Below are 20426 nucleotides of genomic sequence, written 5' to 3'. Positions count from 1 at the left end.
TTTAAGTCTGTTTACGTTTCGTAACATACTTGGCTTTTTTGCGCCAACTAACTTAATAGAAAGCTGACAATATCAAACTTTAAAGTGTGATGATAGTGCGATAGTTTACTAGTAAAAAGTTATCTCGGATACCAAACGTCTGATTTTTGTTACAAAAAAATAACTTTGTAATATTAATATTTGTAATGCCCAATGCCCAATGACAAAATTGGCGTTGCTGAATTCAGGTATGAAAATGATTTTGCGTGATTTCAAAACCTTTGTAGAGACGTTGGAATGCAACGTCTCTACACCAAGATTCATCTATCTAATCAGCAACGCCACAAAATTACATCCCAGAACCAATGTGGATGCGATCTTCAACTTCCGCAAATTTTTCTTGTGCCTGCTGTTCAGTAGTCAATAGTGAAACGACAATCGCCACAATAAAGGCTAGGGGAATAGTAATTAATCCCGGATTTTTCAGTGGGAAAGGTGCAGAAGCGTGCTTGAGAATTGTCACCTGAATAGTAGGTGATAAATAAATCAGCAGTAACGACGAGAATGTACCGACTAACATACTCGCAACTGCGCCGCTAGTAGTGAAGCGTCGCCAAAGCATTGATAGTAGTAACGCTGGAAAGTTGGCACTAGCTGCGATCGCAAATGCTAAACCTACCATATAAGCGACGTTTTGTCCTTTAAACAAGATACCCAGAAATATCGCCACTAACCCCAAAATCATTGTCGCACCACGAGCCACCTTCAGTTGTTCTGACTCGTCAGCATGACCAGAACGCACCACGTTCACCCACAAATCATGAGACAGTGCAGCCGCTCCAGAAAGTGTCAAACCCGCTACAACCGCCAAAATCGTTGCAAAGGAAACAGCAGAAATAAAGCCTAAGAAAGCATCACCACCGAGAAATTCTGCCAACATCGGTGCAGCCATGTTACCACCAGTCCCAATTTGCTTGATAGCATCTTGCCCTACTAGCACCATCGCTCCAAAGCCCAGGATGAAGGTAAGGAGATAAAAAACGCCAATAATAGCCGTAGCGTAAGTAACAGAGAGCCGTGCTGCTTTAGCGTCCGGTACTGTGTAGAAACGCATCAGGATGTGGGGTAATCCAGCAGTGCCAAACATCAACGACATCCCCAAGGAGATGGCATCAAAGGGATCGGAAACTTGTTTACCTGGAGCTAATACACCTGTATATTTATCTGCGGCGGCAGCGAAAAGAGCAAGTGGGTTAAAACCAAATCGTGCCAATACCAAGATAGCTAGCAAGATGGTTCCACCGAGCAACAGAACTGCTTTAATAATTTGTACCCAAGTGGTGGCAATCATCCCGCCAAAAATCACATAGGACATCATCACACAACCGACGATGACCACGGCTAACTCATAATCAAAGCCAAACAGTAGTTTAATTAGCTCCCCAGCCCCTACCATCTGGGCAATTAAGTAAAAGCTAATCACTGCCAGCGTTCCCATCGCAGATGCGATGCGTACAGGTTTTTGCTGTAAGCGATAAGCCACTACATCGGCAAAAGTGTATTTGCCTAAGTTACGTAGTGGTTCCGCAATCAAAAACATCACAATTGGCCAGCCCACCAGGAAGCCAATAGAATAAATTAAGCCGTCAAAGCCGTTGAGTGCCACCAGTCCAGCGATACCTAAAAAGCTAGCTGCACTCATAAAGTCTCCTGCTAGGGCTAGCCCATTTTGGAAACCACTGATTTTGCCGCCGGCTGTATAGAAGTGGGCAGTATTTTTGGTAAGCTTTGCTGCCCAATAGGTAATACCTAGAGAACTTACAACAAACAGAAAAAAGAAAGCGATCGCCAACGGGTTAAACTTACCAAGACTGGTAATATCCGCCGCTAGTGGCAGATCCAACCACACACTATTCATGCTTTTTTGGTTTAGTATTTTGGATTTTGAACTAGAAATTGCTAATAGCTATTGGGCATTGGGCATTGGGCATTGGTCATTAGACATTGGTCAATAATCAATAGTTCATCTTCCCCTCCTTCCCCTTCTCCCTGACCCCTGCCCCCTGCTCCCCCATTCCCCATTCCCAATTTTCACTTGCGTGTCAGCCTGGCGATTTGATCGTCGTAACTGCTATTTGCCCAACGCACGTAGATAAAAATTAATACCCATGCTGAGACAATTACCAGCGCCCCTAGTAAAATTCCCAGGCTCAGACCAGGAACTACTAATGACCCCAATAGAGGCTTATTAAATGCGATTAGCAAGATAAAGCCAAAGTAAATAAACATCATGGCTCCACTGAGAATCAGGGATACGCGCCAACGTTCAGCTGCGAGAGCCTGGAGAGCCTTTGTGCGATCGTTCATTGTCTTCCTTTAGGTTGAGAAGATTAGGTCAGATTGTCTCATTGAAGTTGATATATGCGTAATTTTCTTAAAGATTATTAGTAAATCTATTGCTATTTCAGGTAATAAAATTAACTTTGCAAAGTGATGTGCCAAAATCACAAGGCAATAGCGGCTCTGTTTTGAGCCAGAGACACATAAAACTATGAGATCCAGTTAGACATAAATAAAGCTGAATCTATCTGTAATTTGTAAATCTACCTGATTTAAGTAACTTATTATACCATCTATTTTTAGCTTCGAGTTAATATCAGGTTTTTATATACTAAAAATTAAAATAAATACGTACTTGCTACCAGGTTTTCAAATTCTTGAAGTGTTATGAGATGTTTTTTTAAGCTATCAAATCAACTGAGATTAATAAAAGTAGTAAATTTTGATTTATAGAATATACAAAAAATTACCGTAGCAACTTAAGTAATTTTTTTATTAAAATTTATACCAGCTAGCTCTTTTTACGCAGATGGGCATCACCAAAATTTAGTAAATTATGTTTATCCAAACACTCATCATTGATGAGATTATTGATTATTGGCAGCTTTGCTTCTGTGGGTATTGCAGGTTATTCTTCTTTTGTAGAGCGCTATTTTCAAATCATTAATAAAGATTTAAAACTCATTTACTACAGTATTTTTGTGTTAATATCTTTACAGATTATAGCCAGTGCTATTGTAATGATGCCTTCATCTGCAAGTCCAATTTCTTCTGAAATACGTCCGAACTCTAGCTGTATTTTGGGAAACCCATAATTATAATTGCTATAGCAATCTTAAATAAAAGTGCATAGTCATTGGAGATCCCCCTTAGTCCCCCTTTTTAAGGGTGAAAATAAGGCGTTCTTAGCTCCCCTTTTTAAGGGGGGTTGGGGGGATCGAATCTTAACCGAGTAGTATTGAATTACTATACCAATCCTGAATCAAACGCGCAGAAACAAAATCTCCGACTTCTTAGAGAAGTCGGGGATTTTCGGGTTAAAATTCTCACAAATCAAATAACATTGGTATATGCAATCTAATTGTCTATCCCGACAGAAATAAGTTTGCTGTAATATTCAGTCTTGGCATAGATGCTGATAATACTATCACCAACTGCAAAAAAAGTGCCTTCTTGCTCATTTTTAGAAAATTGCAAATTTGGATATTTAGCAGCAGCTTCTTCAGCAATCATGGGTTTTGCTTCTATTTGATCTGGCAATAGTCCAGTACAACCAATGTAAAATACCAAAGGAGATATCTTATCTTGGTAGATATTTTCTACATATTTCTCTAGCTTGGTATTCGCTGCTGTCAAAGCTGCAACCATTTCTTCTTTGCTGATTTGCTTACCAGTTTGTTTATCCTGAAATAACTTCGCCAAAATATCAGCACCAACTTTCTTCAGAATACCTCCAACTATGCCATTTTGCTCAAGCCCAAGAAAATCATCGAAAATTGGTTTCATAAATTCGTCAACTTTCGTAATCTTGGTGCGTGATGACAGTAACCTGTGCCTAATAGCGAGATTTTCATTAAATGCCATCTCAAAACTCGGCTTAATGATAATTTCTCCAGTTTCTTTATCATAAAGACGATACATTTTATTCAAAAACTTGTTAGCAGAAGGTAACTTACTCAGGTTCAGAATATCTTGACTGCCGATGTCGATTTTATAGCTCAATCTGGAATCAAGAGTACCATTAACTAAAGCTTCGTGGATATCGGCATATTCATTAGTTGTAGGGAAATTGATGTAAGTATTTTTGGAGAGATAATGCTTTTTAAACTCATCTAACTGTGGTGCTATAAATATATCTGACTCCTTTTTCAAGTAAGCAGAAATAATACTAGTAAGTACTTTAATTTCTGCGAGTTGATTGAATAGTCCATCAATACTACTGTAAGGGATATTAGAAGTAACAAGCGGCAAGTTATCTAGCTGGATAGTATATTCAGCATGGAAGTCAAAATCTTCTGCATCTAACACACCCTTTTCTTTGAGCCAATCAAAAATTTTTTTACTACTAATTTTGACTTGTAAAGACTTTATATTGATTTTACCGTCACTTACAATCGTGTAATTATTAAAGCTATTGAGGTCATTTACCAGCAAACCTGCTACCTCAAGAGTGGGGATTTTATCTTCAGATTTGGTAAGTTTTACTTTACGCTTGATAAGCACATTGATAGTAGCAGTATTGCGGTTAAATTGAAACTCGCCCATACCAACATACTCAGCATTATCTATATATTCTGTTTGCAACCAAGGTTGTAAGAGTTCCCCTTTTTCGTCTCTCACACCTCTAACCCTCTTGATACCTGTTCTTTGATAATTTTCTTGCAGGTGCTTGATATTAATGATGATATTGTTGCGATATTCTGCAAAAAATTGGATGAGTTCTGGCAGAGAAATTTGATTATTTTTCATATTGTCACCCTCCATATAAAAGTCAATAAGTCAATACGCTTGGGTTAGCGCCAAAAACCTTAAACTGCGTAGGTTGGGTTGAGGAACAAAACCCAACATTTTCATAGCTTTGTTGGGTTGCGCTTTGCTTCACCCAACCTACAAATCTTTTTAACCGAGCAGTACTAACTACTATGGGGGTTCAGTTATTACAAACTTTGGGCATTTCCTGCCAGACTTAGGGTTACATACTCACCGGATATTCATCCTTTTGTATAGTACTATTGTACCATACAAATACCAATTTGTGTAGGCGAGCTAATCGTAGATATCGCCGTGGAATGAGGTGTTATGGCGTTAATGGCTGAATAGCGCCAGAATATGTGCTTTTACGCTCCGGGTTTGAAATAATCGAAGAGGCGATCGCCTGAATCTGCGCGAATCAATGCTACAACTACATCTGGTAAGGCAGCTAAACTGGGGTAAACTAAATAACGCGGTTCCCAACTGGGGCGGAATTTGTCTTTGTAGGCGTGTAGTCCTTTGAAGTTGTAGAAACGATTCAAATGCCCGTAAAGATAGTGCAAGACTCTCTCTAAGCGGCGTGATTCTGGGTTGTCTCCAACTCCCGCAAGGGCAGAAAGACCAAAATTAAAGCTGTCGTAACCACACTCTTTAAAATGCTGAAGGAGAGAAATAAATAGAAAGTCCATCGTCCCATTCTCAAGGGATGAGCGATGTCGCATCATGTCAATAGTTGCTTCGTTGAGTTGGTACTCGCGGAGAACGTTGGCAAAGGCGCTGATATTACCTTCGGGAGTATGCACCACAGCAATCTCGCACTCTCGCAGATAAGCTTCATCAAACCAACCCAAAGAAAAGTGTTTTTCTGAACCTTGTACCATCTTTAGCCATTCATCACTCACAGGTTTGAGGAGGTGCAACAAAGCATCAGTAATGGGTGGTTGGTAAAACTCGATTTGGTATCCTAGTTTAGTTAAACGATTGATTGATGGTCTAAAGTTTTTACCAGCTTTACCTTGTAATGTAAAACTTTTCAGATCAACGATCGCTTCTTCTCCAATCTTGAGTACCTTAAATCCCAATGATTTGTAAAGCTCAACATCATCGGGCAAAGTTTGGTAAAAGCCTGGATACCAGTCATTGCGCTGGCAAAACTGCCCAAAAGCAACAATTGTCTCTTGGCGATCTTCGATGGGGCCTATGGGATCTCCTAATGCGATCGCACCCCTTCCTTTGGGAACATAAGCTATTACACTGTTACCAGTAGGACTAAAATAATAACTCTTGTCATTTAAGAGTGCGATCGCTGCTAAAGAAGAACGTCCATATTGCTCGACAATTTCTTTAGCTCTTTGTCGCTCCTTTGACGTTGCTAGATTACGCCAAAACACAGGTTGCAATAACATTACTATTGCATACGTAATAGTAACTGCGGCAATAATATAGATAGAATTAGCAAAAAAATCTCCAAATCGGCTCTTTGGTTGCAGTCCCCAATTATCCTCGGTGAAGAACATCGCTAAAGTCTGAAGTAAAGCTTCACGCCAATTAAAATTTTCTGAAAATTTGCCGTCTAATAAGTAAAATCCAATAGTTCCGTATGCCAGGGTAAATAGTAAAGCGCCTATCAGCACTCTAACTCCCCGTGCGATTGAAGGACGATCTGATTGTGCCGTGAAAAAATGGCGCATTAAGATTAATTGCACCAGTAAAACTCCAGAGAGGAGACTTTCTTCATAGTCTAATCCCTTGAGCAAATGGCTAAAAATGGAAATTACTAGTAAAGCAATGGTTAGTAACCAGGCTATTCTTTTTCTGCGTAATAAGTTAGTAGCGAGTGCAAGTAAAATAAACCCAGTCAGCGCTGCAAATATATGACCTGTGGCACGAATTTCAAATGGCAAAAATTCCTTTAACCAGTGATTCCGCCCATACAAGTTAGGTGTCACTGCTGATAACAAATTCACTACTCCCACTAAACCAGTAAGGAAAGCTGCACTCCAAAGTCCAATCTGAGTTTTTAAATTATTAGTCATTTGTTATTAGTTATTAGTCATTTGTCATTTGTCATTTGTCATTAGTTTTCTGACTTTTCACGGGATCTGGAAAACCTCTCTCTAAATCTCTCTCCTAAAAGGAGAGAGACTTTGAATTTTCCCCCTTCCCGCGTCGGGAAGGGGGTTAGGGTTTTTCGTAGTCTTTTCCACATGACGTGAAAAGTAAGATTAGTTTTGGTGGTAAAACTCCTAACTCTTAACTCCTAACTCCTAACTTTTTAAATTGTTCCCCTACATACGAGAGCGAATCTTTAAGGTGTTTGTGGAAGTAGTTCCAGCCTACATTAGCACCAGACAAACCATGACCTCCTGGAAACGCATAAAATACGTGAGTAATGCCCAATTTATTTAAGGTTTCGCTGAAGGCTTTGGTAGAAGCCAATAAATTAGTATCGTTCAAACCCGCATCTAAGTAAATATGCAATCGCTTTCTATCTTGAGGCGATAGCTGTTGCACGATTTGTTGGGGACTATTTTGTGAACCACTATTATCGGTAAAGTAACCGCTATGGCTAAACAGAATGTGGAAGTTGTTAAGATAGCGTAACCCGATATTAAATGCGCCCCATCCCCCAGAAGACAGACCTCCCAGTGCCCAAAATTGGGGTTCTTCTAAAGTGCGATAGCGTGACTTGACAACTTGCACTAATTCTGAACCAATCAAAGTCCCTATTTTGCCATTCGGCCCATCAAAGTAATCAGGATCGTAGAAAGGACTGGAACCACGATTATCATTACCATCAGGTGTAATTACAATTGATGGCGGTAATTTTCCATTTTGATAAAGTTGATGAAGTACATCTAAGACTGCATACTTATTAGCATAAGCACGAGCATCATCATGACCACCGTGCAATAAAAATATCACCGGGTAGCGCTTTTGCTGATTTTTATCATAATCAGGAGGCAAAATCACCCCATAGTTGCGGACTGCACCCATCGCTTGGGAGTTGAAGGTTGCTAATTGAAACTTTAACCCAGTCTTTGCCGCTTTTTGGGGTGGGTCTAGTTGCGGCGCACCTAAGATAAATACATAATAATAACCAGCAGTAGTTAGGAGTGCGATCGCTGCTACCAAACTAATTAACAGTTTAGAAATCTTCATATTGCTCTAGTGTTTAAAAAATCACCTCCATTAGAATTTACTATAGTGAATCTGCTTAAGAATGGCAGCAGAGTTTTCCACATTGATATTTAAATATCAACGGCTTTACAAAATAGTATTGTTTCTACTGGCGACGCTAATTATTTTTATTATTAACACCTAAATTACGAGCCATACTTGCCATTTCAGCAGATTTAAATTGTTCGCCCACAAATGTCAAAGAATCGGTTAAATGTTCCCGCCAATATTGCCAAGTGTGACTGCCAGGAAATTGACGAAACAAATTATAAATTTTTAGGTTATTTAGTACTTTAGAAAAACTTTTAGCTTCATCGATTTCTTCAATATCTGCTTTGCCTGAATCTAGGTAAATTCGCAATCTTTGTTTAGCTGATGTGGGAATGCTTTTGATATAAATTATCGGGCTATTTGTTGGGCCGCTTTTATCTTGAAAATAACCACTATGACTAAATAAAATTGAGAAATGATTCAAATTGTGTAACCCTACATTCATTGCACCCCAAGCACCAGAAGATAAACCACCTATTGCCCAAAAATCTGGATTAGTTAGTGTCCGATAACGGTTTTGCACGACTTTTACTAACTCATCACCTACGGCTGTGGAGACTTTACCGTTAGGGCCATCAATATATTCGGGATCTCGGTAGGGACTAGAGCCACGTTTGTCATTGCCATCTGGTGTGATAATGATGCTAGGTGGCAGCTTACCTATAGTATAAAGTTGTTCCACTGTCTTGAGAGCTTGTCCCTTATTTTGAATAAACCAATCACTGGGATTACCATGTCCGCCGTGGAGGAGAAAGATTACAGGATATCTTTGTTTTGGGTTTTGTTCATAGCCAGGGGGTAAAGAAACGCCGTAAGTGCGATTTGCACCCATTAATTGACTATTGTAGGTTGCAATTTTGTAGGTTAGGTGAGTAACTGAGTCGCTAGTATTAGACTTAGTTGGAAGAACAGAAGGCGTTGTTTGTAAATCCTGCTGTTGAGGTGGTTTTGCTACGACATTTTGGGATAAATTACAGCTAACTAGGGTTAATACTGAAACTAACAAGATAATTTTTGATTGTTTGTAGTTCATCTTTGAAGGACATTGGACAGTCTGTGCTGGCAACCATTAAGTTTACGCAAGTAATTTGTCAATGTTGTGTCAACAGGATGTAAAGTTTGCGACTTGTTGTAAGTTAAAAGTCAAGAGTTAGGATAAGTTTCTTCACGATGCTTAAAAAACTACAACTTAATTTCAGCACACTGTTTGGCTTCTCGCTGCTGGTGCTTTCTGTGTGGGCGATCGCTAACGAACTGCATGAGTATAATTATCGTGACATCCTCAACTCTCTAGCTGCTATCCCCAAAAGCCGCTTAAGCTGGGCAATTTGGCTAACAGTTTTGGGTTATCTAGTGATGATTGGGTACGATATTTTGGGTTTTAGTTACATTAATCGTTCCCTAAACTGGAACAAGATTGCTTTAACCAGCTTTATTAGCTCTGCGTTTAGTAACACCATCGGTTTCGCCTTACTGACTGGTAGTGCTATCCGTTATCGATTTTATGCTAGTTGGGGAGTGTCAGCAGTTGCGATCGCTCAAGTAATTGCTTTCGCCAATTTTACTTTTTGGTTGGGGATGTTTGCTGTTGCAGGTTGCTTATTCCTCATCAACCCCCTCAAAATTCCCACTCAACTACATTTACCTTTTGCTACTGTGCGTCCCATCGGCGTGATTTTTCTGCTATTAGTGGCTGGTTATTTGTTAGGAAGTATTTTTATTAAACAACCGTTAATAATTCGTGGGCAAGAATTTCGATTTCCTTCTTTTAAGATATCTCTTATTCAGATAGCAATTTCTGGTATTGATTGGATTTTGGCAGCAGCAATTCTTTATGCTGTGCTTCCCAGTAATATATCTTTGTCCTATCTGGACTTTCTGGGTATCTACTTGCTAGCGATGTTTGCAGGTGTTGTTAGTAACGTCCCCGGTGGTTTGGGAGTATTTGAAACTATAATTTTACTGATTCTCTCATCCAAAGTTTCGGCGGCAGCAATTTTGGGGTCAATGTTAGCTTATCGGGGAGTCTATTATTTCTTACCTTTGTTAGTAGCATCTGGTTTACTAGGAATTTATGAAATTAGATTTAGAACCCGTAATTTAAAAAATGTCAATAAACTGTAAAATTCAGTTTCAGTATGAATACTAATAATTAGATCCCCGACTTCTTGAAGAAGTCTGGGATCTGAGCCTTTCAACTAAGTAAAATTTATAAAAACTACTAATTTTAAACGCGATATCTTCATAAATAGCGGCGAAAATTCATAATTTTCGCTGAGGCGATCACTAATTTTATTCTATAACAATAGTAACAGTTATTGGAAATTTTTTAATTAGATTTCCATAAATCCTAATCAACATTCCGTTTTACTGTTTGAGGATAGAATCATGAAAAATAAAGTATTGTTTGGTGCTATATTCATGACAACTTGGGTAGGAACATTGATTCCTAGTGCTTTTGCTGCCTCACCCTGTTCTGTAGGACAAAAGGCTGAAGTTCTTTGGAAGGAAACATGGTATCCAGCAACGGTACTTAAGGTTAATAATGATAATTGCTATATTACTTATGAAGGTTATGATAGTTCCTGGAATGAATGGGTTAGCACTGAACGCTTTAGGGCATCATTTGAAGTTGGAGATTCAGTGAGAATTTTGTGGAAGGGGAAATGGTATAAAGGGCAGGTTTTAGAAGTTAGTAACGATCTTTATAAAATTACTTATGATGGCTATGATAGCTCTTGGGATGAGTGGGTTGAACCTGCGCGAGTAAGCAGATAGAGAATATTTAACTTTTATAAGTTTAAAGGGACGATTTCACTTGTTGGAGTCGTCCCTTTAATTTAAAAGGGCGGTTAGAAACCGCAGCTACACAGGCAAAACCCACCTCCGTGGGTTTCAAACCCTCAATTTTTCCTTAGTCCGCGGAGGCGGACTTTGTTTGTGTAGCCGCGAATTCCATTCGCCTTGGCTCTGTTAAACTGAGAACCATAAGTAAAATCTCGTATACTTTGGCAAACTTATGGAGCCAGTATCACTGACAGCAGCTGCGTAGGCGTAGCCCGCACTTCGACTTCGCTCAGTGACCGTCGTAGATATCGCAACCTTGGTAATCACCAAAGCCTTTGAAAAAACTGGGGAAATCATCAGCGAAAAGGCTTGGAACGAAGGCGAAAAGTTGTTAGTTCTGCTGAAACGCAAGGAACCTAGCACGGCGAAGGTTATCGAACAGGCTAAAACACAATCTTTAGATTATGGTCAAGCTTATCTCATTGGGCAGCAAGTAGAGGAAGCGGCGAAGAAAGACCCGGAAATTGCTCAAGCTGTAGAAGCTGTAGCCAATGAAGCACAACCTCAACTGACGAACACTATTATTGAAAATTGGCAGGGGATAAATATTAAAGGTGGAGTTAACGCCAAAACCTTAAACTCTGTAGGTTAGGTTGAGGAACGAAACCCAACATTTCCAGGGCTTTGTTGGGTTGCGCTTTGCTTAACCCAACTTACAATTTTTCTTAACTAATACTGAAATATTATGCAGTCACCGCCTCACGTCGGTTGTACTCAGAAGCATCTCCTTTGATGGCTTCACTTTGTTTACCATCAATGCCAACTGGGAGGTCGCCGACAATTGTGACTCGTTGAACGTGGCGAGGCTGGTCGCCGTAATCTGCGATCGCATAATGTTGAGTAGCTCGGTTATCCCAAAAGGCTACATCACCAACTTGCCAACGCCAACGAACTGTATTCTCAGGACGTGTGATGTATGCCTGCAACAGCCGCAGAATATCATCTGATTCAGTTGTTGATAAGCCACGGAACTGGCGCACAAATCCGCCGATGAATAGTCCCCGCTCTCCAGATTCTGGATGGATGCGTACAACTGGGTGTAGAGTTTCGTATACAGTCGAGGTGAAGACAGCCCGATAAGCCTTGGCATCTTCAGGTAGGTCAAATGCAGTAGCATAGTCGTATTTGTTGCTATGTACTGCCCAAAGTTGGTCTGCAAGATTACGTAGATGGATAGGTAAGTCTTGGTATGCAGTCACGGAGTTTGCCCAGATTGTATCGCCACCAGTCGGGGGAATGTCAAGCGCTCGTAAGATAGAGCCGAGAGGAGGACGGTCTACAAATGTCACATCGGTATGCCAGCTATTGGCGCGGGAAGTAGTGCGGCCATAGTTCAGGTCTAAGACTTCTGGATTTTCTGGCAACGATGGTACAGTGGGGTGGGCTGTAGTAACTTCACCAAAACGACGAGCGAAGGCAACCTGTCCATCAGCATCGAGTTGTTGCTGACCACGGAAAAAGATGACTTTGTATTTGACTAGAGTCTTACGAATATCGCTGATGATTTCATCGCTGAGGTTAGAACTCAGATTAACACCAATAATTTCAGCACCGATACGTCCTGCAACTGGTTTGATATCAAAGTATTGGGAACCCATGTTTTTATCTCCAATAAGTTTATGTTTTGACAAATTGTAGAGACGCGATTCATCGCGTCTGATTCATCGCGTCTCTACTGTTAAACACCAGGGGTAGATCCGCCATCAACGATAATCTCTGTTCCTGTAATCGATGCAGCAAGATCAGACACCAAAAATAGCGCCAGCGCGGCAATTTCTTCTGGCTGGGCGATTCTTTTTAAAGGAATACTTTGGATGTTTTGTGCCTTCACTTGCTCAACAGTGATGCCTTGCGCTTGGGCGTTTTGCCGCGCTAAAGTCTCGGCACGCTCAGTAGCTGTCGCACCAGGGGAGATAGCATTAATGCGAATCTTGTACTCGGCTAACTCTTTAGAAATGCCCTTTGTGAAGTTGAGTAGAGCCGCATTGCTTGTACCACCAGCTAGGAAGTTAGGGCGAGGTGTACGTCCTGCACCGCCAACTATATTAACAATTCGTCCATCACCGCGACTTTTTTGATGGGGAACGACGGCTCTAACTAAGCGGATGTAGCCCAATAATTTTAAGTTCCAAGCATCCAAGAATAAATCATCAGTGGATTCAAGGAAAGATCCAGCACGGGCTGATCCGGCATTGTTAATCAAAATATCAATCTGATTAAATTGGGACAATGTTGTCGAGACAACTTTCTCAATATCCTCTGCTTTAGTCAGATCGGCGCTGATAGCAATAACTTTAGCGCCAGGAGTTGGTAGGGACTGGATGGCAGCTACTGCATTTTCTAGTCTTTCTTGATTGCGGGCTGCGATCGCAACATTGATACCTTCACTATAAAGGGCTTTGGCAGTAGCTAATCCAATTCCCGCACTTCCTCCTGTAACAATCGCTGTTTTACCTGATAGTTTTAGTTCTAAGCTCATACAAATTTACCCTCACAAATGTAAGTATTTATTTGCGAACCAATAATATTGCCGATTGAGATCCTGTATTGTGGATATCCAAGATGACTTGCCTTTCCTCAGATGTACAACCCAGAAGTATCTTGATTTCTGTATCCCGCTTTTCCAAATCAACACTACAAATCACGGCAGTTACTGTTTGATTAGACAAGCTACCTATCCAAACATCAATATCATTTCCATCTCCAGATTGAGTATCTTGCAAGTATCCATAATCCAGTGGATAAACAAAAGATGGATAACGTGGATGTGATGTCCCTTTTTGGCGATCTATCTTAATATGACTAGAAGCTACAAGCCGATCTAGTTTTAACCAGAAATCAGCATAATTCGTAATTATCACCCCACTGATAAATCTGCGTGATTACAACAAGAAACAAAATTAATCTTTCTGCATAAATGAGTGCATGAAAAAAGAATTAATTACGAATTACGAACTTGTACTGAGCGTAGCCGAAGTATTACGAATTACGAATTATTCTGAAATGTGCAACACAGCCTTACCAGGAAAACGCCTGTCGAGTAGTTGTTGGGCTACGTCAGCTATTTGTGTCCAAGAAGCTTCTAAATCAATGTGAGGATGCAATTGGCCGGCTTCTACTAGACTCAAAAGCCGTTTTAAACCGACTGCGGCTGATTCAAATCTCAATTCATCGAACAGGCGTAAACCATACAGGCTCACACTACCTGTCTCGAAAAATTGGGCAGCGTTGAATGTCACTTCTGCTCCCCCAGATACTCCATACAGCACAGTTTTTCCATCTTGCGCCAGTAAGCCAAGGGCTACCCCCAAAGTCTTACCACCCACTGACTCTATAATTAGATGATAGGGGCCATACTCACTAGCAGGTGAGAGGTCTTCGCCAATCACCACCGATTGCGCCCCTGCTTCTCTAACCAAAGTTTCATAGCCGGCTTGACGAATATATGCCACGACTTGCGCCCCTGACAGTTGCGCCAATTGGATAGCGAAGTAACCAACGCCTCCTGATGCGCCTGTAACCAGAACTGGACGACCTAACAGTGAACCACCTTTTAGCACTGCATGGTACGCAGTTAAACCCGCTACAGGTAGGGTGGCAGCTTGAGCAAAAGATACCGATAGCGGCAGTTCTGCTAAGGCGTTAGTAGGAACAGATACAAGTTCCGCCCAAGCACCGGCGCGGCGTAAGCCAACTACACGCGCTCCTTGGGGAGGCCCAGACCCATCAGCCGCAGGGATTTCCACTACACCTGCCAAGTCCCAACCAGGCTGCCAACCAGCTTCAGCAGTGGTTGAACGTTTTATTTCTCCCCGATTCAGAGAAATCGCCGCTACCCTGACTAGAGCTTCATCTGGGGCAGGCTTTGGTGCATTCACTTCACTAAGTGCCAAACGCCCCGGCACATTGGGGTCAACAATCACAGCACGTATTTTGCTCATAAGGTTGCCCTGGCTTAGAGATTAATTTCTAGTTCGTTGATTCGCAATGTACTACCTGCAATAGATAAACTCGATAGATTAGTTATTTCTTCTTAATTTCAAATCCCTGTAACTAGGTTAACGGAATTCCATAAACTACGGTAACACAATAGGTTTACAGTATTTTCTGGAACGTAAAGAAAAAACTATCACAGACAGCTAGAATAATCAAGCACCTTGCAAAAAGATTTGTTGCATCAATGATTACATCTATTACTGTGTTGTAAGCTAGTCGCTATTAACACCTCCACCTCCTACCTGGCTGTATGACTAGCCGTCCAAGTGTCTCTAGATTTTGCTAGGCAGTATGGGGAAATTCAAAATTCAAAACTTTTATATCTTTAATCTGATGAAACTCAAGCGTTATTTCTGGATAACTGTTTTAACCATCATTGCATTATTATTTGCTATTTTGCCAGCGAGAACTCAGCAATATCCGTCATTAAATACCCTGTTTCAAATATCGACATTTAGCGCTCTTAAAGTGGGAATTTTTGACGGCGATACTAATTTTAAGCAGTTGAGAAAACACGGTAATTTTGGTCTGGGGACAGTAAATTCTCTAGATGGAGAAATGGTTGGATTAAATGGCAAATTTTACCAGATAAAAGCTGATGGAGTTGCCTCTGTTATTCCTGATTCGATGAGAAGTCCTTTTGCTACAGTCACCTTTTTTAAACCAGAAACATTAATTAATCTAGAAGGGCAGATGAATTATGAACAATTGCAGCAATCTTTAGATTGGCGCTTACCAACTAAAAATTATCCTTATGCTATTCGTATCCAAGGTAATTTTCCTTATCTAAAATTTAGAATTCCTCCTAAACAAACTCCGCCATATCGTTCTTTGAATGAGGCGATAAAAGAACAATCAATTTTTGAATTAAGAAACATCAATGGCACTTTAGTCGGTTTTCGGATACCCGAATATATGCAAGAAATAAATCTTAATGGCTATCACTTTCATTTCATCACTGCAAATCGGACAACTGGAGGGCATATTTTAGATGGACAATTCCAAAATGCTAAAATAGAAATTGCTCCTCTATCAAACGTTGAGATAAATTTGCTCAAGACTGCTGAATTTGTCCAAGCTAATTTGGGAGATGGTAAACCTGCTGAAGTCAACAGAGTTGAACGTAAGTAAATATTTTTGAATTAAAGCTATGTCACTACCAGAAACTATTGCAAAACAAACGGATGCCCGCCCTCCTGTGGCGATTGGGCATGAATTAGAGTCAGAATTAGGCGTAGGTGCTTAATTAGTAGCGATCGCACCAAATTACCGCTCTAAGAGGTTGTTTGAAAAGTATTTTTCGTAACACCAAAGCCTCGGAAACCTAACCCCCCTAGCCCCCCTTCCCTACGAGGGAATGGGGGTTTCAAAGCCTCTCTCCGCTTCGGGGAGAGGAATGGAAGCGGGGTTTCTAGTATACTTTACGACTTTTCAAACATCCTCTAAGTCTGCTCTGTAAAAGTACACCAGGTTTGCACAACATGACCCTTCAACTGTTGTCCTAACCAAGGTGTATTTTGTGAAAGTGTATAAAGACTTTTTCGTTCGACTTTCCAGATTTGCTGGGGGTCAAATAAAGTAAGTTCTGCTGGTTGATGAGGTAAAATAGCACTGACTTTTTGCCCCAAACACTCGGCTGGACGGGTACTCAATGCCCGCCATAATTCTAAAGCTGTAAATTCCTCAGTTTCAACGAGATATTGCCACAGCAAGGGTAATGCTAACTCTAAACCAATTGCTCCTGGAGGCGCTTCAGCAAAGGCTTGGACTTTTTCTTCGTAGCTGTAGGGTGTGTGATCGATCGCGATCGCATCTATCACCCCTGCACGTACACCTGCACGTAACGCCACTACATCACTAGGATTACCTAAAGGCGGGTCTAAATGCAAGCTAGTGTGATAACTCTTAACTGCTTTTGTATCCAGTAAAAGGTGCATCCAGGTGGTACTGGCGGTGATGGGTAAACCAGCAGCCTTGGCTGAAGCGATTAATTCCACGCTGCGAGATGTGGAGACGCGCATGATATGGACTGGTGTACCGATGGCTGCGACTAATTCAAGCATAGCTGCGATCGCAGTAGTTTCTGCGCTGGCGGGTATGGGTGGTAAACCGAAACGGAGAGCATCTGCCCCTTCTCTCATTACACCATTTGCTGTTAACTGGCGATCGCTAGGCCAAAATGCGACTGGTTTACCCAACGGCTGGAGATACTCTAACACTCGCCGCACCAGCGCCAAATTTTCAAAGGGCTTACCATCGCTAAAACCAACAACTCCAGCAGATGCCAAATCTGCCAATTCCGTCATTTGCTTCCCAGCAACATCCAAGGTAATAGCACCCCAGATATGAAGCAAGGGGAGAGGAGAGGCAGGGGGAGCCAAATTAATTTTCTCCTTCTCCCTCATCTCCCTCATCCCTCCCCCTCTCCTCTGCTGCAACTGTGCCACAAGTGCAGGGTTATCAATAGCTGGGGATGTATCGGGTAAGATGCTAACTCTGGTAAAGCCGCCAGCAGCAGCAGCTTGTAAAAGAGACAACAGGGTTTCCCGTTCTTCAAATCCTGGTTCACCGGAGTGGCTATACAAATCCACTAACCCAGGCCCGATAACTAATCCCTGACAATCTCTAATTTGAGTATCGGCATGAATATCAGCAATGTGTGAAGCCACTTCTTTGATATAACCATCAGCAATCAGCACATCAAAGATTTCGTCAATTTCAGAAACTGGATCAATTACCCGTACTTTTTGCAGCAGTTCAGTCATAAAACTTTTTAGTTAGGAGAGACGCAATTAATCGCGTCTTTACAGGAGTTAGGAGAGACGCGATTAATAGCGTCTTTACAGGAGTTATAAGTTATGAGTTATTTGTTCCTCGCTCATCACTTCTAACTTTATTCATCACTCATAATTTTCACTCCTAACTTTATTTCTAACTCCTCACTCTGCCAATTTTAGATTTTAGATTTTAGATTTACCCTTCAATCTAAAATCCAAAATTCCAAATCCAAAATTGAATGGCTCCTAACTTTTTTACAATGCTCCTGCTGCTGTTTTATCTAATACGCCTCCACCAAAGTGAGTGGTGATATTCATAGCTTGCAATACTGGTAAACCATCTATTCCAGAAGGGTAGTCGATAACGCTGACTGCGCCATTACCCTGGCGGAAATTCCAGAAATTTTCTAGCGATAAACCCAGAATGTGACAAAGTAGAGTTTTATTTGTAGCGTCATGAGCTACTACTAATACAGTTTTGAATTGATTAGTTAATGCTGCTTCCACAATTGATTGCCAAGCTGCAACACTGCGTTCCCACACTTCTTGCAAATTTTCCCCTTCAGGCATTTGTACTTGTGCGGGTACTAAGCGCCAGCGTTGCAACTCTCCGGGAAACTCTTGTTCTATTTCTGTTTCTAATTTTCCTTCCCAGAGTCCGTGGCTGATTTCTCTTAAACCATCTTGCAAGTCTAACTTTACATTAGGATGCTGTTTTAAGATAATTTCTGCTGTTTCTTTAGGGCGTAGCATTGTGCTACTGCAAGCAAAATCAATCGCTACCTCTTGGAGAAATTCACCTGCTTTTTGCGACTGTTGTCTACCGTTGTCATTGAGGGGAACATCAATTTGTCCTTGAAACCTGGTTTGGCGATTCCAGTCGGTTTCACCGTGACGCACTAGCAACAACCGGACTCCTTGATGATCTGGTCGCAATGAGGGTAAAGTCTCTCCAGTGTGTTGCGTCTGATTTAAAGATTCTAGCTGGACTGGTTCGCCCAATCCCCCAGCAAAATTAAGTACGCTGATGCCACAGTTAGATTGCTGGATTGAATGGTAGCGACTTGCAGGGATTCCTAAAGCTGTGCTAATTAGGGCGCGATTAATGCCGTTATGTCCCACTATCAGAATAGTTTCGCCTTGATGGTGAGACAAAGTTTCTTGCCAAAACTGCCGCGCTTGTTCGTATAAAGCAAGAACAGGAAAATGTTCTCTTGTCCCTTGTACGTCATTTAGCAGCATCCGCAGTTCGTCGGGGCGTTGATGCCAAGTGCGATAGTCTTCGGCAAACTTTTGCTTAACTTCAGCAGTTAGCAGTGCTTCCCATAAAGGAAGGTCGATTTCTAGTAGCAAATCAGAAACTTGAATTACAGCAGATTGTTTAGAATGAGTAGCTAACTCATTCTGAATAATATCTGCTGTGTGTTTCGCTCGTTGCAGGGGACTGCTATAAATAGCATTAAATAAAATATTGCTGAGGGCTTTGCCAACAATACTTGCATCGTTACGACCTTTCTCGGTTAATGTTGACGCATCAGTGCGTCCCTGAATACGCCGCTCGGTGTTATAACCGCTTTGACCGTGGCGCACAATGATGACACGAGTCATCTCAAAGCCCTCCTGTATCTAGACGATTAATTTTACTGCAAAATGATTGCAGAATTACCGACTCAGGAAGGCGGATTTAGTTAAAAGGGCGGTTAGGAATCGCAACTACACAGGCAAAACCCACCTGCGTAGGTTTCAAACCCTCAATTATTTCCTGAACGTAGTGGCATGGCAAGGCTAAAATGTTGCATTAAATTTTCTTGTGGTGTAGGCATCTTGCCTGCACCGGACGGGCAAGATGCCCATCCCACAAGAGTTTGCTAATGCACTATTTTAGCCTTGTTGCGCCAGTAGGCTAACGCATCTTGGATTGTTGACGGTGCGGCGCTTGGCGACAACACACCATACATTAAAGCTTATAGCTTTTCCTAATCAAATGAGGTACTTCATAGCCCCCTATCGAAGAGCGGGGAGGGGGTTGGGGGTGGGGTTTTTGTACCTCACTCAACTGGGAACCGCTATAATTACGAATTACGAATTACGAATTACGAATTATTTATACCTAATTATTCTCTCCCCAAATCTAACTGTACTTGCAATCCATCATTGTCACTGCCAGACTGAGCGGGTGTTAAGAAAACAGAAGTATCTGGCAATGATAATGATTCGTTAAAGCGGATTTTGACTGGAGTTTTGTCTCTTCTATTATTGTTAGAGATGCTTGCTGGATTAGTTCGCTCAAAAAACCTTCCAAAGTCATCTTTGGCTGTTCTATTATCAATTCCAAGCAGGGAATCACCAGTTAATCTGTATTGTCCTGGATTTGAGCTTGATGCTGGTGACTGTGCGTACACCTGGCTTCCTAAGCTTGCAAAGGCTGCGGTAATTCCCAAGAAAGCAATAATTTTGGCGTTCATTTATTTTATCTAAATTATTTTTAATATTGCTTGTCTTTATTTTCTGGGCAAATTATTTTAATTAACTCTATCGTTAGGTTCTATTACAATAATTATATTGGGTATATACTCAATCCTATTCGGTTAAGGCAAGAGACGCGATGAATCGCCGTCTCTACAATAATCGGTCTTTCGTCTTGACGGCGATTTATCGCGTCTTTGCGATCTAAAATTTTCATCAAAAAACCTTAACCGAACTGTATTGCGTATATACTTAGCTCGCCAATAATTTTTGTTCGGGAGTGGGAACGAGTGCTGGAATATGCGAGTAGTTGAAGTG

General features: G+C 41.2%; 19 protein-coding genes. 5 read left to right on the top strand and 14 right to left on the bottom strand.

What is annotated here, in order from left to right:
- Window positions 1–328: 328 nt before the first annotated feature.
- Together HWQ36_RS30285 and HWQ36_RS30280 are read right to left on the bottom strand one after the other, a co-directional pair.
- Complete coding sequence (locus tag HWQ36_RS30285) at window positions 329–1897, bottom strand: sodium/solute symporter (RefSeq protein ID WP_292709722.1); 1569 nt, start codon at window positions 1895–1897, stop codon at window positions 329–331.
- Window positions 1898–2070: 173 nt separating this feature from the next.
- Window positions 2071–2346, bottom strand: coding sequence for a DUF485 domain-containing protein (locus HWQ36_RS30280; RefSeq protein ID WP_096536625.1), 276 nt, complete (start codon window positions 2344–2346; stop codon window positions 2071–2073).
- Window positions 2347–2900: 554 nt separating this feature from the next.
- On the opposite strand from HWQ36_RS30280, the gene HWQ36_RS30275 reads away from it, so the two are divergent.
- Window positions 2901–3134 carry a hypothetical protein gene (locus tag HWQ36_RS30275; protein WP_292709716.1) on the top strand — a complete coding sequence of 78 codons (234 nt, stop codon included), beginning with the start codon at window positions 2901–2903 and terminating at the stop codon, window positions 3132–3134.
- Between the two features lie 262 nt (window positions 3135–3396).
- Here the strand turns inward: HWQ36_RS30275 and HWQ36_RS30270 are convergent, their stop codons facing one another.
- The 4 genes from HWQ36_RS30270 to HWQ36_RS30255 form a co-directional block, all read right to left on the bottom strand.
- On the bottom strand, window positions 3397–4788 hold the full coding sequence (locus HWQ36_RS30270; RefSeq protein WP_292709714.1) for a hypothetical protein: 1392 nt from the start codon (window positions 4786–4788) through the stop codon (window positions 3397–3399).
- A 368-nt stretch (window positions 4789–5156) separates the two neighbouring features.
- The gene (locus HWQ36_RS30265) at window positions 5157–6827 is read right to left on the bottom strand and encodes a phosphatidylglycerol lysyltransferase domain-containing protein (RefSeq protein ID WP_292709712.1); all 1671 of its coding nucleotides are present in this window, start codon (window positions 6825–6827) and stop codon (window positions 5157–5159) included.
- 217 nt (window positions 6828–7044) lie between these two features.
- Window positions 7045–7953, bottom strand: a complete 909-nt coding sequence (locus HWQ36_RS30260; RefSeq protein ID WP_292709710.1) for an alpha/beta hydrolase-fold protein — start codon at window positions 7951–7953, stop codon at window positions 7045–7047.
- Between the two features lie 136 nt (window positions 7954–8089).
- Window positions 8090–9055 carry an alpha/beta hydrolase-fold protein gene (locus HWQ36_RS30255; protein ID WP_292709708.1) on the bottom strand — a complete coding sequence of 322 codons (966 nt, stop codon included), beginning with the start codon at window positions 9053–9055 and terminating at the stop codon, window positions 8090–8092.
- A 137-nt stretch (window positions 9056–9192) separates the two neighbouring features.
- Here HWQ36_RS30255 and HWQ36_RS30250 point away from each other — a divergent pair, with 137 nt between their 5' ends.
- The 3 genes from HWQ36_RS30250 (at window position 9193) to HWQ36_RS30240 (ending at window position 11461) form a co-directional block, all read left to right on the top strand.
- Window positions 9193–10146: a lysylphosphatidylglycerol synthase domain-containing protein gene (locus HWQ36_RS30250; protein ID WP_292709706.1), complete on the top strand. Its 954-nt coding sequence runs from the start codon at window positions 9193–9195 to the stop codon at window positions 10144–10146.
- A gap of 264 nt (window positions 10147–10410) precedes the next feature.
- Complete coding sequence (locus HWQ36_RS30245) at window positions 10411–10800, top strand: agenet domain-containing protein (protein ID WP_292709704.1); 390 nt, start codon at window positions 10411–10413, stop codon at window positions 10798–10800.
- Window positions 10801–11101: 301 nt separating this feature from the next.
- Entirely contained in the window at window positions 11102–11461 is a 360-nt protein-coding gene (locus HWQ36_RS30240; RefSeq protein ID WP_292709702.1) for a hypothetical protein, read from the top strand.
- Window positions 11462–11552: 91 nt separating this feature from the next.
- Here the strand turns inward: HWQ36_RS30240 and HWQ36_RS30235 are convergent, their stop codons facing one another.
- The 4 genes from HWQ36_RS30235 to HWQ36_RS30220 form a co-directional block, all read right to left on the bottom strand.
- Window positions 11553–12467, bottom strand: a complete 915-nt coding sequence (locus HWQ36_RS30235; RefSeq protein WP_292709700.1) for a TauD/TfdA family dioxygenase — start codon at window positions 12465–12467, stop codon at window positions 11553–11555.
- 80 nt (window positions 12468–12547) lie between these two features.
- Complete coding sequence (locus tag HWQ36_RS30230) at window positions 12548–13348, bottom strand: SDR family oxidoreductase (protein ID WP_292709698.1); 801 nt, start codon at window positions 13346–13348, stop codon at window positions 12548–12550.
- Window positions 13349–13376: 28 nt separating this feature from the next.
- Window positions 13377–13730, bottom strand: coding sequence for an inorganic diphosphatase (locus tag HWQ36_RS30225; RefSeq protein WP_292709696.1), 354 nt, complete (start codon window positions 13728–13730; stop codon window positions 13377–13379).
- 132 nt (window positions 13731–13862) lie between these two features.
- On the bottom strand, window positions 13863–14810 hold the full coding sequence (locus HWQ36_RS30220) for a zinc-binding dehydrogenase (protein ID WP_292709695.1): 948 nt from the start codon (window positions 14808–14810) through the stop codon (window positions 13863–13865).
- A 388-nt stretch (window positions 14811–15198) separates the two neighbouring features.
- Between HWQ36_RS30220 and budA the strand changes: the two genes are divergently transcribed.
- Window positions 15199–15996 (top strand): acetolactate decarboxylase, encoded by a 798-nt coding sequence (gene budA, locus HWQ36_RS30215; protein ID WP_292709694.1) that lies wholly within the window; start codon window positions 15199–15201, stop codon window positions 15994–15996.
- A gap of 311 nt (window positions 15997–16307) precedes the next feature.
- Here budA and HWQ36_RS30210 read toward each other — a convergent pair whose 3' ends face one another.
- From HWQ36_RS30210 to HWQ36_RS30195, 4 genes are all read right to left on the bottom strand, one after another.
- Complete coding sequence (locus HWQ36_RS30210) at window positions 16308–17630, bottom strand: dihydroorotase (RefSeq protein ID WP_292709692.1); 1323 nt, start codon at window positions 17628–17630, stop codon at window positions 16308–16310.
- Window positions 17631–17897: 267 nt separating this feature from the next.
- A complete protein-coding gene (locus HWQ36_RS30205) occupies window positions 17898–19250 on the bottom strand; it encodes a histidine phosphatase family protein (RefSeq protein ID WP_292709691.1) in 1353 nt (450 codons plus the stop codon).
- 506 nt (window positions 19251–19756) lie between these two features.
- A complete protein-coding gene (locus tag HWQ36_RS30200) occupies window positions 19757–20107 on the bottom strand; it encodes a hypothetical protein (RefSeq protein ID WP_292709690.1) in 351 nt (116 codons plus the stop codon).
- A 92-nt stretch (window positions 20108–20199) separates the two neighbouring features.
- Window positions 20200–20325 carry a hypothetical protein gene (locus HWQ36_RS30195; protein WP_292709689.1) on the bottom strand — a complete coding sequence of 42 codons (126 nt, stop codon included), beginning with the start codon at window positions 20323–20325 and terminating at the stop codon, window positions 20200–20202.
- Window positions 20326–20426 lie beyond the last annotated feature (101 nt).

The organism is Nostoc sp. NMS2 (assembly GCF_017115105.1).
In the GTDB taxonomy this organism is placed as follows: Bacteria; Cyanobacteriota; Cyanobacteriia; order Cyanobacteriales; family Nostocaceae; genus Nostoc.
The sequence above is the reverse complement of the archived record's forward strand: the minus strand, read 5'-3'. Positions and strand labels throughout refer to the sequence as shown.

Excerpts from the sequence above, each read along its gene's own strand:
- HWQ36_RS30285 (WP_292709722.1), bottom strand. The coding sequence starts at position 1,897 with ATGAATAGTGTGTGGTTGGATCTGCCACTAGCGGCGGATATTACCAGT.
- HWQ36_RS30280 (WP_096536625.1), bottom strand. The coding sequence starts at position 2,346 with ATGAACGATCGCACAAAGGCTCTCCAGGCTCTCGCAGCTGAACGTTGG.
- HWQ36_RS30275 (WP_292709716.1), top strand. The coding sequence starts at position 2,901 with ATGAGATTATTGATTATTGGCAGCTTTGCTTCTGTGGGTATTGCAGGT.
- HWQ36_RS30270 (WP_292709714.1), bottom strand. The coding sequence starts at position 4,788 with ATGAAAAATAATCAAATTTCTCTGCCAGAACTCATCCAATTTTTTGCA.
- HWQ36_RS30265 (WP_292709712.1), bottom strand. The coding sequence starts at position 6,827 with ATGACTAATAATTTAAAAACTCAGATTGGACTTTGGAGTGCAGCTTTC.
- HWQ36_RS30260 (WP_292709710.1), bottom strand. The coding sequence starts at position 7,953 with ATGAAGATTTCTAAACTGTTAATTAGTTTGGTAGCAGCGATCGCACTC.
- HWQ36_RS30255 (WP_292709708.1), bottom strand. The coding sequence starts at position 9,055 with ATGAACTACAAACAATCAAAAATTATCTTGTTAGTTTCAGTATTAACC.
- HWQ36_RS30250 (WP_292709706.1), top strand. The coding sequence starts at position 9,193 with ATGCTTAAAAAACTACAACTTAATTTCAGCACACTGTTTGGCTTCTCG.
- HWQ36_RS30245 (WP_292709704.1), top strand. The coding sequence starts at position 10,411 with ATGAAAAATAAAGTATTGTTTGGTGCTATATTCATGACAACTTGGGTA.
- HWQ36_RS30235 (WP_292709700.1), bottom strand. The coding sequence starts at position 12,467 with ATGGGTTCCCAATACTTTGATATCAAACCAGTTGCAGGACGTATCGGT.
- HWQ36_RS30230 (WP_292709698.1), bottom strand. The coding sequence starts at position 13,348 with ATGAGCTTAGAACTAAAACTATCAGGTAAAACAGCGATTGTTACAGGA.
- HWQ36_RS30220 (WP_292709695.1), bottom strand. The coding sequence starts at position 14,810 with ATGAGCAAAATACGTGCTGTGATTGTTGACCCCAATGTGCCGGGGCGT.
- budA (WP_292709694.1), top strand. The coding sequence starts at position 15,199 with ATGAAACTCAAGCGTTATTTCTGGATAACTGTTTTAACCATCATTGCA.
- HWQ36_RS30210 (WP_292709692.1), bottom strand. The coding sequence starts at position 17,630 with ATGACTGAACTGCTGCAAAAAGTACGGGTAATTGATCCAGTTTCTGAA.
- HWQ36_RS30205 (WP_292709691.1), bottom strand. The coding sequence starts at position 19,250 with ATGACTCGTGTCATCATTGTGCGCCACGGTCAAAGCGGTTATAACACC.
- HWQ36_RS30200 (WP_292709690.1), bottom strand. The coding sequence starts at position 20,107 with ATGAACGCCAAAATTATTGCTTTCTTGGGAATTACCGCAGCCTTTGCA.
- HWQ36_RS30195 (WP_292709689.1), bottom strand. The coding sequence starts at position 20,325 with ATGAAAATTTTAGATCGCAAAGACGCGATAAATCGCCGTCAAGACGAA.